The sequence below is a fragment of the Mycobacterium sp. UM_CSW genome, from assembly GCF_000455205.1.
Taxonomy (GTDB): Bacteria; Actinomycetota; Actinomycetes; order Mycobacteriales; family Mycobacteriaceae; genus Mycobacterium.
In genome coordinates, this window is sequence record NZ_AUWQ01000014.1 from 86,120 (window position 1) to 100,297 (window position 14,178).

Genomic DNA, 14,178 nt, shown 5'->3' on the forward strand with positions numbered 1-14,178 from the left:
AATATTCGGATAAATAGTTCTCTAATAGTAGAGATTAGTCAACGAGGATGTGAGTGGGGTGCGTGCCGTAGTGCTGCGGGGCGGTGAGCTTACGGTTCGCGAGACGGCCGATCCCGTTCCCGGGCAGGGTGATTTGCTGCTCAAGACGCTCAGCACCGCGATCTGCGCGTCCGATGTGCACTTCATGGACCATCCGGAGTTGGCGATCGACGATCCGACGGGCCGGTCGCTCTACGACCCCGACCGCGACATTGTCTTGGGGCACGAGTTCGTGGGTGAGGTGATCGGCCATGGCCCTGGGTGCGGAGATGCCTTCCCGATCGGGGCGAGGGTGACGTCGATGCCGATCCGGTTGGTGGACGGCGGCGCCGGGGGTCTACGCATCATCGGACAGCACCCCGAGGCGCAGGGCAGTTTCGGTGAGTTGCTGGTTGTACCAGAGGCAACGGCGAGGGTGGTCGAAGGTGCGGTGTCCAGTGATGCGGTCGCCGTGGTCGACGCCTTCGCCGTCGGCGAGTTCTACGTCCGCGCCTCGAACTTGCAGCCCGGCGAGATCCCGATCGTCCTAGGCGCGGGTGCCATCGGGCTGTCCGCGGTCGCTGCGCTGAGCGCACGTGGGGTTGATCCGATCATTGTGTCCGACTTCAGCGCCGACCGACGCGAACTGGCCCACAGGGGGTTCGGCGCGCATGTTCTGGTCGACCCGGCACAGCAGTCGGTGTTCGAGGTCTTCCGCAAGGTTCGTGCCGAACGCCACCTGGCCGGCTCCGCCGTGGTGTTCGAATGTGTTGGTGCTGCGGGTCTGATCGACAAGATTGTCGCGGAGGCGGAGTTCTCGTCGCGCATCTACTGCGCGGGCGGCTGGTACACCGGCGACACCCTCGACATCACCACAGCCACGCGAAACGGGCTCACTCTGCAGTTCGGTGGAGGGCCGTTGCCGCAGGACTGGTACGGCGTTCTGGATGCGGTCGTCGAGGGGAAGCTGGACCCGATACCCAGCGTCGGCGACATCATCGGTCTGGACGAGGTGCCCGCGGCGCTGGAGGCGGCGCGGCGGTCCGAAGGGCCACCCCGCGTCGTGATCCACCCGAACGGTGATCTCTGATGTCGGACCGCGACGACGTTTTCGACCTCACCGTCCGGTACGCAACGGCAATCGACAGCCAGCAATACGGGCTTCTCACGACAGTCTTCACCGAGGATGCGCACGTCGACTACGGTGTGGTCGGCCAGTTGACCGGCGGCGCAGAGGTTGCACAGTTTATGGAGGCAGCCCACGTCGGCGCGGCGCACACGATCCATCGAATGACCAACCAGGCCATAGCAATAGACACCGACACCGCGACGATGCGCACCTACGTCGACGCACTGATCCTGATGGAGGACGGCTCGGGCGCGAACCCCGTCGGTTACTACGACGACCACGCCGTACGGACGCCGGACGGTTGGCGGATCGACCGTCGTACCTACACCTCGGTTCGGCTCGCGGCAGTGGCGGGCGCCCATGGGTGACATCGCACAAAGATACGGACCGTGGGCGGTGATCGTCGGCGCGTCCGACGGATGCGGCGCGCTGTTCGCCGAGCGGTTGGCGCAGGAAGGAGTGAACGTTGCGCTCGTCGCTCGTCGCCAGCACCTTCTCGACGCGGTGGCCGAGGCGATTCACGAGCGCACCGGTGCCGAAACTCGGACGCTAGCCATCGATCTCACCGAGGCCGACGCTTCGCAGTCCATTATCGACGCCACCGCAGATCTCGAGGTCGGCATGCTGGTGTACTGCGCCGGCGGGGATCCGAATTACCAACCTTTTCTTGCCAATCCGGTATCGGCGGCCGAAGCCCTGCTGCAACGCAACTGCCTGGTGCTGATGCGGTTGTGTCACCACTTCGCGGGCCTCATGGTTGAGCGAGGACGAGGCGGCATCGTGAACTTTACTTCGGGTGCTGCGCTGGCCGGCGGCCGAAACATGGTGGCATACGGAGGAACCAAGGCCTTCGATATGGTTTTCACCGAGGGGCTGTGGGCGGAGTTGCACGACAAGGGTGTGGACGTCCTGGGTCTGGTCCTCGGCATGACCGACACACCGGCTCTGCGGCAACTGGAGTTCGAGCGTGGCCGACTCAAATCTGTCGACGAGGTCCCCCCGGGTGCGGTGACCGCGGCGAGCGTGGTGAATGAGGCGTTCGCCAACCTTGGCAACGGACCGACGATCGCCACGGGCGATGACGTCCGGATGGCGTCTGAACTTTTCAAGTCCATGTCGCGCAACGAAGTGGTTCGTCTGATCATGCAGGCAAGTGCCGAAGTCATGGGTTCCGACGCGCGGCAACTGGATTAGACAGGGCTATGTTCACCCTTCGCTTCGACATACGAGCGCCCTCCATCGGAGCGCCGGCCACCGAGTTGTACGCCGCGGCCAGTGAGATGTCGGCATGGGCCGAGCAGCATGGCTGTATCGCCGTTGTACTGTGCGAACACCACTGCGCAGACGACGGTTATCTGCCGTCGCCGTTGCTGCTCGGCGCGGCCATTGCCGCTCGCACGAAGCAACTGATGATGAACCTGACGATTTTGCTGCCCTTCTACGATCCGGCGCGGCTGGCCGAGGACATGGCCGTGCTGGATCACATCAGCGCGGGCAGAGCCACCTATGTATTCGGAATCGGATATCGCGCTGAGGAATACGCTCACTTCGGACTCTCGATGTCCGACCGCGGCAGGCTGGCTGACGAGAAGCTCGGCCTGCTACGCCGCCTCCTTGCCGGCGAAGAGATCGAACACGGCGGCAGGCGAATGAAGGTCACCCCACGACCGCGCACGCCGGAAGGTCCCATGATGAGCTGGGGCGGTGCCAGCCTGGCAGCCGCCCGGCGTGCTGGGCGCAACGGCCTCGGGTTGCTTGCCAACGGCGGCGTGCCCGGAATGCGGGAAGCCTACGAAAAAGCATGCCGCGACAACGGGTTCGAGCCCGGCTTCGTCCTCATCCCCGGACGTGACGCGGCGACCAACTGCTTTGTCGCCGACGACGTCGACGCGGCGTGGGATGAGATCGGCAAGTACCTCCTGCACGACGCAATGGCCTACTCGGAGTGGAACCCCGACAACGCCGTGTCCGCCAACATCACCACCGCCACAACCATCGACGAGCTTCGCAATACGTCGTCACATGTGATCCTCTCGGTCGACGAAGCGCGGGAGCGCATCGCAGCAGGCGAGGTGTTCAACATCTCGCCGTTATGCGGCGGGATACCGCCCGCGATCGCATGGCCCTACTTAAAGAGATTCGCCGAGCTGCACTAGCCGAAAGGACATGAGATGACCCGGGACCGCGTGGCGCTACACGAAAGGATTACCTTCGCGAAGTGGGAGGGCGGCGTGGGGGCCTAGGCTCCAGCCGATGAGAAGGCCAGTTCTCGGCAGTCCGTGGCGGTCTTTACGCGGGGGCGGAGAAAGTGAGGCGCTGAACGGATCGGCCGCGTGACTCAAGATCACGTGGCGCACATCGAAACGTAAAGGAGGGCAATGAGCGATCAGTCCGGCACGCCTCCGGGATCCGTTCACTTTGATCCCTTCTCGGATGAATTCTTCAACGATCCGTTTGAGACTTACCGCCAACTACGCGATCGGGCGCCGGTCTACTACAGCACGCAGTACGACTTCTGGGCCCTTTCCCGCTATGAGGATGTCGCGCCCGCGATGCGTGATCACGAAACGTATTCCTCGGCGAAGGGTGTGACCCTCGATCATTTCATCGATCCTGACGCGATGGTCCCCCACGGGGTGATCATCATGATGGACCCTCCGCAGCACACCAGGATGCGGTCGCTGGTGAACAAGGTATTCACCCCACGTGCAATCGCCAAGCTCGAGCCGATGATCCGGAATGTGATCGACACAATCGCGCAGACCATCGATGTGACGTCGTTCGACATGGTCGAGGACTTCTCGGCGCTGTTCCCCGTCGAGATCATCACCACGATGTTGGGGGTGCCGCCGGACGGTCGCCAGCAGATCCGGCACTGGCTCGACGCGCTGCTGGAACGCGAACCGGGAAACATCAGCACGACGCCGCACGGCCGCGAGTCGGCGGTGACCATGTGGAGGTATTACTACGACCTTGTCGTCGAGAAACGCGCCAACCCGCAAGACGACATGATTTCGCGACTCACCCAGGTCGAGGTCGAACGCGATGACGGCACCATGACCCGCCTCGACGACACGGAAATTTCGGCCTTTGCGTCGATGCTCGGCGGTGCGGGCGCCGAGACGGTGACCAAGCTGGTCGCCAGCGCCGCAGTGGTGTTTGCGCGACACCAGGACCAATGGCAGGCACTGAGGCGAGACCGAAGCCTCATCCCCGGCGCCTTCGAAGAGCTGCTGCGTTACGAGGGACCGTCACAATACGACATCCGTTGGAGCAAAGTCGATGTTGAGCTTCATGGCACGGTGATACCCCAGCACAAGCCGGTGATGCTCATCAATGGTTCGGCGACCAGGGATGAGCGTGCGTTCGTCGATGCAGATCGCTTCGACATCTATCGTCGGCACTCCGGCCACAACCTGGGATTCGGCTACGGAATACACAGCTGTCTCGGCGCGGCACTGGCGCGCATGGAGGGACGCATTGCCATCGATGTCCTGTTGGACTTGATCCCCGAGTTCGAGGTGGACGTCGCGGGCCTGCAACGGGTCAAGATGCCGAATGTCTTCGGATGGGGACGCGTACCCGTGCGTGCGGTAGCGCAATGATCCGCCGTAACCGTGGAGCACGATGATGTCGGCTCCTGGCAAAACGACATAGGAGATTGAACGGTGGCAACTGAGAAGTCTGGAAGGTATCGCGTTGTTCACGTAGGTACGGGACTGACCGGGAAGGAGGCACTCCGGGCAATCATCGATGATCCGGCACTGGAACTCGTCGGAGTCAAAGTGTCCACGCCCGAGAAGGCCGGAGTCGACGTGGGTCGCCTGTGTGGCGGAGCGGATGTCGGTATATCGGCAACCGACGACCTCGACGCGGTGCTGGCTCTCACGCCGGACTGTGTTACCTACTGTGCCACCGCCGTCCGGCGCGAGAACGATGCAATTGCCGACATCGTCACCTACCTCGAGGCGGGGATCAACGTTGTGACGATCTCGACGATCCCGATGGTGTACCCGCCTGCGGCGCCGCCGGAGTGGCGCACGGCCGTAGCAGCCGCAGCGGCAAAGGGTAATTCGACTTTCTACGCCACCGGCGCCGAGCCGGGCTTTATCAGTCTTAACATCCCTACCGCCCTGCTTGCCGGCGCTGGAATCGTGGAGTCCTATCGGATGGACGAATACGCGATCGACCTCGACAAGTCCTATCCCATTTGGGATGTCTTACATGAATCCATGGGGTTTGGAAAGCCAGACGGCCACGTGCCCGCTCGAATCGCGTCGGGCAAGGTCAACCACGATTGGGAGACCGTGGTGCGCTACATCGCCGACATCCTCGGCCTGGAACTCGACGGAGTTGAGCTGGATTGGGAAACGTTGCTCGCACCAACGGATCTGGAAACCGCAATCGGCGTGATTCCGGAAGGGACGATTTGCGCGCACCGGTGGCAGCTCGCCGGCGTCATCGATGATCGGCCAGTGGTCGCGGTGCAGTATTTCGCAACGGTAAGCTCTACACCCTGGCCGCAGCGGTGGCCGAGGCCGTCGAGGGAAAACCAAGGTGGCATGGTCATCCGAGTCGAGGGACAGCCCAGTATGTGTCTGGAACTGTACTTCGAGCAATCGCCATCGGATCGAGTCAATCCGGGTGTCGCGGTCACAGCGCTGGCTGCGGTCAACTCCATACCCGAAGTCGTCGACGCCGCACCTGGAGTACTTGGCTATCCCTTGGCGGGTCCAGCAGTCGTGAGCAGGCAATCACGAACTAGATCTCTCCGTTATCGCGCTACCCGCTGATGGCACGGTCGACGACCACATCAAGGCGCCAAACCTCAACCTACAATGCTGTCTTCACGCAGGAAGTTCACGGTGTAGGCCTGATACGTCAGGCCGTTGCGATCGAGGCCGATGAGATCGAGAGCGAACGCGACTCAACCCCTCTTTCGCACGGGCACATTGGCCCAGCCAAAAACATTCGACATGGCCACCCGGCGCAACCCGCCGCGGTCGACTTCGTACTCGGGGATGAGGTCGAGCAGCGCGTCGAGTGCGATGCGGCTTTCCATCCTCGCCAGCGCCGCTCCCAGACAGCTGTGGATGCCGTAGCCGAAGGCGAGATTGAAGCCCATCTTGCGCTCACGGTCGATGTCCAGGCGATCGGGATCCGGGAACATCCGTTCATCGCGCGTCGCTGAGCCGGTGACGAGCAGCACGGCGCTACCTTCGGGAATCACCTTGCCGTGCAGCATCACATCGCGGGTGGCAGTGCGAACCTGGTACTGCGACGGTGCCTCGTAGCGCAACAACTCTTCGATTGCCGCGGGAATCTTGCTGCGGTCCTGGCGCAACTTCTGCCACTGGTCGGGAAAGTCGGCGAAGGCCACGATGGCGTTGCCGATCAGCTTGGTCACCGTCTCCGCGCCAGCGCCTCCGAGCATGGTCGCGAACCCGGTGATGTCTACGTCGCTGAGTTTCTCCACTTTCCCGTCACGCTCGATCTCCGTCTCGATGAGCCGGCTGATCATGTCATCGCGGGGTTCGGCGCGCCGCTGCTGCACAAGGTTGTAGTAGTAGATACCGGTCTTCGTCGACGCCTCGAAACCCTCTGCGGGGACGGCGATCTGCCCCGGGCGTCGTTCGAGCAGCAGGTCGAGCCAGTGCCGAATCTGATCACGATCCTGCTTCGGCACCCCGAGCATGGTGGTGATGATCTCGTTCGGAAACAGGGCCGAGAAGTCGGCGACCACGTCGAAGGAAGACGGGTCGATAGCGTGGATACGTTCGTAAACCTTATCGCGCACCATGCCTTCCAGCGCGGCAATGGCGCGCGGGGTGAACACACTACTGACCAGTCCGCGCATCTTGTTGTGCTCCGGTGGGTCCATCGAAATGATCACCTTCGGCACCGGTAGCGCATCGTCGTGCGCGTGCACCATGTCCAGGGTCGCGCCCTTGGCCGACGAATAGGTTTCGTGGTCCTTGGTGGCGGGCGCCACGTCTTCGTACCGGGTAAGGGCCCAGAAATCCCACTTGGCGCTGTAATAGACGGGCGCTTCGTCGCGTAGCCGACGATAGGTGTCAAATGCGCCGTCGAAGAAGTCCTGAGAGAACGGGTCGAATTCCACTGGATCACCGACAACAGCCTCTGGTGTCGCCGCGCTCATAGAATCGCCCCGTTCTCTTTGTAATTCGCGATGGTGTCCCAATCCAAGCCTGCCTCCATCAACACCTCTTCAGTGTGTTGGCCGTGTTCGGGAGCCCCCGGCGGGACAACGGCCTGTTCGTCGAACTGGACGGGGTTGGTAGGCAGTGCGTACGGCGAACCGTTCATCGTCGTCGTGTGCGCGATATAGCCATTCGCGGTCACCGCCGGGTCGTGGCACACCTCCCCCGGCGTCTGCACCACGCCCCAGGCGCCGGAAAGGTCTGCGAGGGCTTCACGCCATTCGGCCAGTGTGCGTTGGGCGAACGCATTGTCCATCAGCGAAATCAGTTCCGTCCGGTTGGCGAAACGTGTTGCCGCCTCCGCAAATCGCGCATCATCGACGAGCTCGGGCAGGCCGATGGCGCGCATCGCTTCCGGGTAGAACTTGTCGAGTTGCAGCATCATCAGCTGGACGTAGCGATCGTCTTTGGTGCGGTAGGTCCCAACCAACGGATTGGGCGCGTCGGCGTGGCGCCAGTTCGGGACCGCGCCGCCGCCGTGGATCTGGCTGACGGCGATGTCCGGGCTGAGGTTCCAGGCCGCAAGCCCGAGGAGGGAGACATCCACCAGCGATCCCTGTCCGGTGGTCGCCTTTCGGTACAGCGCGGCGGCGATGCCGCCGGCGATCGTCATTCCTCCGAGCAGGTCGCCGAAAGCGGGTCGCGAGCGCACCAGTTCCTCGGCGTCCTCGGTGAGCATGGTGGCGATGCCGCCGCGCGCCCAGTAGGAAACGCCGTCATAACCGGGCTTGTCGGCATCGGGCCCCTTCGGACCGTGGCCCGACCCGCGTACGTACACGATGCTTGGGTTGGCGGCTCTGATGTCGTCGACGTCGATGCCCATTTTCTTGCGCCGGCTGGGCAGGTAGCTGGTGAGGAACACATCGCAGGTCGCGGCCAGCTTGCGGATAACGTCTTGGCCGCCGGGAGTACTGAGATCGACGCCGATCGACTTCTTCCCCCGATTGGGTATCTCGATCATGTAGTTGACCGTGCCACCACCCTCGTCCACGATGCCCATCGTGACGAGGCCGCGTTGCGGGTCACCTCCCTCACGCGGCTCGACCTTGATGACCTCGGCCCCCCATTCCGCCAGGATGGCGCCGGCCGACGGAACAAAGGTCCACGCGGCAACCTCCAGCACGCGGACACCGCTGAGTACTTTGTCGGCGGAAATGACGGCCTCCATTGGTCGGGGTGGGACAGGTGCGAGCGCACCAATAGCTTAGCAACGGCGGAAACGCCTGCTCACATTGAATGAGAATGTCAGTTTCCGCCCAGCTTGTAAACCAAGGGCACCATGCGGAACGGACCTACGGGCACGCCGACAGCCGTTCCGGCAGGCCCGGATCCCCATCGGCCCAAAAAGCCTGCCAAGTCGGCATGCGTTGGGGCATGGCCGCGCGCAACGGAATGTCGGTCGGCCAGCGCATGAACTCTGGCCCCGGTCGCTCCGTCACATCGACTGAATACCAGGGATGCTCGCGCCGCTTCACGAAACACCACTGGCCATCGCGGCGCTCATAGACGTCGTCGTAACGCATCGTGATCACATACCAACCATCGCCGTCCTCGTGTTCCGCCCGGCAGTAGACAGATCCACTTGCATAATCGGCATCGAAGAAGTCGAATTGGTGACCACAGATCAGATGAATGCTGCGGTAGAACCGTCGAAGCACGCGGTCGTACCAACGCTTCAACGCATCCCGGCCACTGCCCTCCGCGCCTGCGTCGACATCGTCGACGAACAGGGCCACCAAGGCGTCGAGGTCCCGGGCATCGAGGGCCATCGCATATTTGCTGGGCAGCTGACTGATTGCGAGGCTCGATTCCACCCGGTCCAATCTGTCGTCGGCTCTTGAGCTCCGCATTTCTGTGGCCATGGCGGATATTGTAAGCGGAGCCCGGTGAGCGAGAACCGGTGTTACCGTTTTCCGGAAAGCCTACTATCCTGCGGTCATGCCCTTCCCGAAGATCTCACCCACGATTCCCGCCCTGGTGAGATTTTCCGCAGCACGCTTCGGAGCTAAGGCTTTCCTCATCGCCGACGACCAGGTGTTGACCTATGCCGATCTCGATCGACGCTCGGCTGCACTGGCGACCACCCTGTTGGCGCAGGGCATCGGCAAAGGCGATCATGTCGGAATCCTGATGCCCAACAGCGTCGACTGGGCGCTGGCCTGGTTTGCCACCACACGCATCGGCGCGGTGGCCGTTCCACTCAACACCTTCTACAGGGCGTCCGAACTGGCCTGGACTGCGCGTCATGCCGACCTGAAGGCGATCCTCTCCTGGTCACGATTCCGCAATCAGGACTTCCTCGACCGTCTGGAGGAAGCGCTGCCGGGGCTCGCCAATCAACCTGAACCAGGCCGCATCGCGGTGCGAAAAGCCCCGTTTCTGCGGACCGTCGCGGTGTGGGGACCCTCCGATCGGCCCTGGACGACAATGATCAACGCCGATGGCGCAGTGTCCGCCGGCGATAGCGACTTCCTCGTCGACGTGGAATCGTGCGTGACACCGGCTGACGACGTGATGATCATTTACACCTCTGGAAGTACCGGTGACCCCAAGGGGCCGGTGCACACCCACGGAACGCTGGTCCGCCACACCTACAACCTCACCTTCAGCTATGGCGTCACCCACGATTCCGTCATGTTTACGGCAATGCCCTTTTTCTGGGTGGGGGGACTGATCACCGGGTTGCATGCGGTAATCCACCACGGCGCGACGCTGGTCACGCAGCCCGCATTCGACCCCGCTGAGGCCTTGGACCTGATGGAGCGCCACCGCGCGACGATCACGCTGGGCTGGCCGCAGCAGGGCAAGACGCTGGCCGAACATCCCGGCTTCTCCGCACGCGATCTGAGCTCGGTGGAACGCACCAGTATGCCCGCAATGGTGCCACCCGAGCGGCGACCCAAGGGCCCGAATGCTCTGGGCATGACGGAATTGTGCGGCAATCACATCGGGGTCGACCCGTATGTGCCGCAACCGCCCGATCGGTCAGAAACGGGCGGCGTATCAATCGAGGGGCTCCAGCACTTGCTCGTCGACCCCGACACAGCACAGCCGGCGCCCATCGGCACATCAGGCGAAATCTGGGTGCGCGGGTACTCGTTGATGCAACGTTTGCACAAGCGTGAGCGGGAAGAGGTGTTCACCCCGGACGGCTACTACCGGACCGGCGACTGCGGCGTCGAATACGACGACGGTTGGATCAAATTTACCGGGCGGTTGGGTGATCTGATCAAGACGGGTGGCGGCACCAACGTCACCCCCAGCGAAGTCGAACTGGCACTGGCCGAGTGCGACGGCGTGCTCGAGGCATACGTGGTCGGAGCCCAGAGCGATCACGGAACGGTGGTCGCCGCCGCGGTGGTGCCGCGCGGCGAATCAGCGCTGGACGGCGAGGGCTTGCGGGCGCAGCTGCGTGGCCGGCTCTCGGCGTACAAGGTGCCGAAGTTCATCTGGGTCACCACGAAACAGGATCTCCCCTTCACGGCGACCGGGAAGGTGAAGAAGTCGGAATTGGCGCGGCAGCTCAGCGGGCTGTTGTCGGCCCGCTAAGGGTTAATCGGTTGTCCGTCAGCCATGTTCGTACTCATCAGCGTCAACGGGATGCCGAACAGCGGCTCGAGCTTGACTTCGGTCAACTCGAAGCCGTCGCCCTCGTGCCGCTGCCGGAAGTCCGACTTGACGCCGTATCGCGCGGCGATGTGTTCGCCGGCAGCACAATCGGCGGTACGCACGATCACCGAGAACAGCCCGTCGCCGTTGCGGGCCAGAAAGTCCGCCGCTGTACCCGCCTCGGTTGGCGCGGCCGCGGTGGGCGCGATGAGCTCGAACCCGCGATCCCAGTCGAGGCGGATCTGCAGGCCGAGGTGCTCCAGTTCGAAAGCTTGGAACTGAAAACCCAGAGCGCTCAGGTAATCCGCGGCAAGGTCGAGTCGCTCGAGGCCGATCGCGAAAACAACGTGGTGCAACAGTGGCAGTGCCCCGGACATGTGAATGACTTTACGATGTCGGAGAAGGATTACCTCCGAATTCGGAAACATTGATTCTCATTGCGGTAGATTTGCGGCTGCATATGCACAAATCTGCGCAGAGAGGCGCGTCGTGGCACTGGAACAGTTCAAGCTAGACGGTCAGGTTGCGATAGTCACCGGCGCCGGGCGAGGTGTCGGCGAGGGCATCGCGAAGGTCCTCGCAGAGGCAGGTGCCACGGTCGTCGGCACGGCCCGAACGACGTCCGAGGTGCAACGCACGATCACGGAAATCGAAGAAGCGGGCGGAAAGGGCCTTGCGCTCACTGCCGACGCGCTCGAGCGCTCCGACAGCGAGCGTGTGGTGCGGACCGCGGTCGACGAGTTCGGCCGCATCGACATACTGGTCAACAACGTTGGTTTCGCCACCTACGGACCGTTTCTGAGCCTCACCGACGATAACCTTCGCCAAACGTTCGACTACTGCGTCACAACCGCCTTCGTCATGAGCCAGCTTGCCGTGCCCCACATGTTGGATGTGGGGCGGGGTTCGATCGTCAACATCTCCTCCGGAGCCGGTCGATTCGGAATCCGCGGATTACTGCCCTACTCGGTGGCCAAGGGCGGGCTCGAAGCACTGACCCGAGCCATGGCCCAAGAGCTCGCCCCCAAGATCCGCGTGAATGCCATCGCCCTGGGTGCATTCATGACGACCGGGCTGCAGTCGAGCTTCGACCTGATGCCCGGCTCCGAGGAGAAATTGAAAGAGCTGACGCCGCTGCATCGTATTGGTGACGTCGCAGACCTCGGCCGGCTGACGTTGTACCTGTGCACTAGGGATTGTTACGCCACCAATTCGACCTTCATCGTCGACGGTGGCCTGCAAGGGCCGAATTCATCACTTCCGATCCCCGATCTGTAGCCACGAAGCACCGAGCGAAGGAGCAAGGCCCGTGCCCGACAAAGTGTTACGCGTAGCGGTCATATCGACAGGCGGTGTGGGCAGCATCGCGGTGCGGGCGATCAACCGCCGAGCGCACCTCGACCTGATCGGGGTGTGGGTGCACAGTCCCGAGAAGACCGGGCGCGACGCCGGCGAGATCGTCGGCCTTGGCCCCATCGGCGTGACGACCACATCCGACCTCGACGACATCATCAAGCTCAGGCCAGACTGCGTGGTCTACGCAGCTTTGGGTGCCGACATGGATGCGGCCGCAGTTCCCGACTATGTCCGTTTTCTGAACGCCGGCATCAACGTCGTCACGACCAACACACCGGGAATGATGTTTCCCGACAGATGGATTCCCGATCTGGCAGATCAAGTGCGAGCGGCGGCGCTCGCCGGCGGCGTCACGATATACACCTCGGGTATCGAACCGGGTTTCGCCGGTGATCAGTTCGCCGTCATGCTGTCGACCCTGTCCAACACCATCCGATCGGTCCGCGCGCAGGAGATCATCGACTACTCGGCCTACCCCAATGAGTACTCGATGTTCGACGCGATGGGCTTCGGTCGTCCGCTGGACTTCACGCCGCTGCTCGAGCTGGAAGGCGCACAGCGGTTCGCCTGGGGACCACCGATAGGTCTGGTGGCACGAGCCCTCGGCGTTGAGCTCGACGAGGTGACGGAACGTTACGAGCGGGTGATCACGCCACGCGACCTCCACGTGGCGTGCGGGCTGATACCTGCCGGCACCTGTGGGGCGGTGCGTGCCGAGACCACTGGTGTCGTCGGCGGCCATCCGGTCATCACCATCGAACACATCAACCGCATGGCCCCCGATCTCGCACCCGAATGGGCGTCGGCGCCGCACGGCACCTACCGCATCGTCATCGAAGGCGAACCGCACATCCACTGCGATCTTCGGTTCGGTACCGAACCGACGGCGAAGTCCGCGAACGACGATGCCATGGAGGCGACAGCCATGCGCGTGGTCAACGCCATCCCTTACGTTGTCGATGCCGCCCCCGGCATCGCCACCTCGCTGGATCTGCCGATCACCGCGCCCCGCGACGCATTGGATTTCGGCTAGACGGTGAACATCGGGCCACGAGGCGCGCCCCTCACCTCGTTGCCGCCGTCGATCGCGAAACTCTGCCCGGTCATCCAACTCGACTCGGGGCCGGCGAGGTACCGGACGCCGGGCGCGATATCGTCGGAGACCCCAAGCCGGCCCAACGGGACACGTTCAAGGAAGCTGCTGGTCAACTCCTCCAGGTGAATGTAGCCCTGGGTGGTGGCCGCCTCGGTCAAACCCGGCCGGACGGCGTTGACGCGAATTCCTTTCGGCCCGAGTTCCGATGCCGCCACCCGGATCATCATCTCGAGCGCGGCCTTGCCGGCCGAATAGTGCCCGAGTCCCTCCATCGGGATCTTCGATGACGTCGACGAGATGAACACGATTGACCCGCCGTTCGTCATCAGCGGGGCCGAGTAGCGCATCGCCAGGAAATTGGACCGCAGATTGCCCATGACGAAGTTGGTGAAGGTCTCGAGGTCCTGCTCGATCAACGGACCTGTGCCCCCGATGGCCACCGTCCCGAGGACGATGTCTAGCCGCCCGTTGACGTCAAAGGCCGCCTGGGCGGCTGCTGCGACGGTCGCCTCGTCTTCCGGATCGCCCTTGTCGAGTACGACTTCGGCCTCCGGAGCTACGGCGAGGATGCCCTCGCGGGTCGCTTCCAGGCGCGTGCTCGACCTGCCGAGCAGGTATAGCGTCGCACCGTCGGCGGCCAACAGCCTGGCACTCGCCTGAGCGATTCCGGCCGAGGCGCCCAGAATGAACGCGGTCTGTCCGTCAAGTACACCCATGCGATCGTAGAATACTCATTCTCGGCCAAAGAT

14 protein-coding genes are annotated in these 14,178 nt (G+C 63.1%); 9 read left to right on the forward strand and 5 right to left on the reverse strand.

Translation table 11 applies throughout. From position 1 onward, the window contains the following. Positions 1–58: 58 nt before the first annotated feature. From N415_RS06645 to N415_RS06670, 6 genes are all read left to right on the forward strand, one after another. A complete protein-coding gene (locus tag N415_RS06645) occupies positions 59–1,108 on the forward strand; it encodes a zinc-binding dehydrogenase (protein ID WP_068178572.1) in 1,050 nt (349 codons plus the stop codon). Continuing rightward, the gene (locus tag N415_RS06650) at positions 1,108–1,515 is read left to right on the forward strand and encodes a nuclear transport factor 2 family protein (protein ID WP_068178575.1); all 408 of its coding nucleotides are present in this window, start codon (positions 1,108–1,110) and stop codon (positions 1,513–1,515) included. Before N415_RS06645 ends, N415_RS06650 begins: the two co-directional genes overlap by 1 nt. Next, entirely contained in the window at positions 1,508–2,341 is an 834-nt protein-coding gene (locus N415_RS06655) for an SDR family NAD(P)-dependent oxidoreductase (RefSeq protein ID WP_068178578.1), read from the forward strand. The genes N415_RS06650 and N415_RS06655 overlap by 8 nt, the downstream gene beginning before the upstream one ends. 8 nt (positions 2,342–2,349) lie before the next feature. Further along, the gene (locus tag N415_RS06660; protein WP_068178580.1) at positions 2,350–3,303 is read left to right on the forward strand and encodes an LLM class flavin-dependent oxidoreductase; all 954 of its coding nucleotides are present in this window, start codon (positions 2,350–2,352) and stop codon (positions 3,301–3,303) included. Positions 3,304–3,525: 222 nt separating this feature from the next. Then, complete coding sequence (locus N415_RS06665; protein WP_068178583.1) at positions 3,526–4,752, forward strand: cytochrome P450; 1,227 nt, start codon at positions 3,526–3,528, stop codon at positions 4,750–4,752. A gap of 243 nt (positions 4,753–4,995) precedes the next feature. Then, positions 4,996–5,940, forward strand: a complete 945-nt coding sequence (locus tag N415_RS06670) for a dihydrodipicolinate reductase (protein ID WP_068178720.1) — start codon at positions 4,996–4,998, stop codon at positions 5,938–5,940. Between the two features lie 134 nt (positions 5,941–6,074). Here N415_RS06670 and N415_RS06675 read toward each other — a convergent pair whose 3' ends face one another. The 3 genes from N415_RS06675 to N415_RS06685 all read right to left on the reverse strand — a co-directional run bounded on the left by N415_RS06675 (position 6,075) and on the right by N415_RS06685 (position 9,191). Further along, positions 6,075–7,307, reverse strand: coding sequence for a cytochrome P450 (locus tag N415_RS06675; protein WP_068178585.1), 1,233 nt, complete (start codon positions 7,305–7,307; stop codon positions 6,075–6,077). Further along, positions 7,304–8,536, reverse strand: a complete 1,233-nt coding sequence (locus tag N415_RS06680) for a CoA transferase (protein WP_068178588.1) — start codon at positions 8,534–8,536, stop codon at positions 7,304–7,306. Before N415_RS06680 ends, N415_RS06675 begins: the two co-directional genes overlap by 4 nt. Before the next feature lie 124 nt (positions 8,537–8,660). Beyond that, the gene (locus N415_RS06685) at positions 8,661–9,191 is read right to left on the reverse strand and encodes a nuclear transport factor 2 family protein (RefSeq protein WP_081665100.1); all 531 of its coding nucleotides are present in this window, start codon (positions 9,189–9,191) and stop codon (positions 8,661–8,663) included. A 115-nt stretch (positions 9,192–9,306) separates the two neighbouring features. Here N415_RS06685 and N415_RS06690 point away from each other — a divergent pair, with 115 nt between their 5' ends. Beyond that, positions 9,307–10,917, forward strand: coding sequence for a class I adenylate-forming enzyme family protein (locus N415_RS06690; protein WP_068178592.1), 1,611 nt, complete (start codon positions 9,307–9,309; stop codon positions 10,915–10,917). On the opposite strand, the gene N415_RS06695 is transcribed toward N415_RS06690, so the two are convergent. After that, positions 10,914–11,405 carry a hypothetical protein gene (locus N415_RS06695; protein ID WP_239645464.1) on the reverse strand — a complete coding sequence of 164 codons (492 nt, stop codon included), beginning with the start codon at positions 11,403–11,405 and terminating at the stop codon, positions 10,914–10,916. The two genes, N415_RS06690 and N415_RS06695, sit on opposite strands and share 4 nt — an antisense overlap. A gap of 61 nt (positions 11,406–11,466) precedes the next feature. Between N415_RS06695 and N415_RS06700 the strand changes: the two genes are divergently transcribed. Further along, positions 11,467–12,255 (forward strand): SDR family oxidoreductase, encoded by a 789-nt coding sequence (locus tag N415_RS06700; RefSeq protein WP_068178599.1) that lies wholly within the window; start codon positions 11,467–11,469, stop codon positions 12,253–12,255. A 31-nt stretch (positions 12,256–12,286) separates the two neighbouring features. Continuing rightward, positions 12,287–13,366: a dihydrodipicolinate reductase gene (locus N415_RS06705; RefSeq protein WP_255342506.1), complete on the forward strand. Its 1,080-nt coding sequence runs from the start codon at positions 12,287–12,289 to the stop codon at positions 13,364–13,366. On the opposite strand, the gene N415_RS06710 is transcribed toward N415_RS06705, so the two are convergent. Then, positions 13,363–14,145: an SDR family oxidoreductase gene (locus N415_RS06710; RefSeq protein ID WP_068178607.1), complete on the reverse strand. Its 783-nt coding sequence runs from the start codon at positions 14,143–14,145 to the stop codon at positions 13,363–13,365. The two genes, N415_RS06705 and N415_RS06710, sit on opposite strands and share 4 nt — an antisense overlap. Positions 14,146–14,178 lie beyond the last annotated feature (33 nt).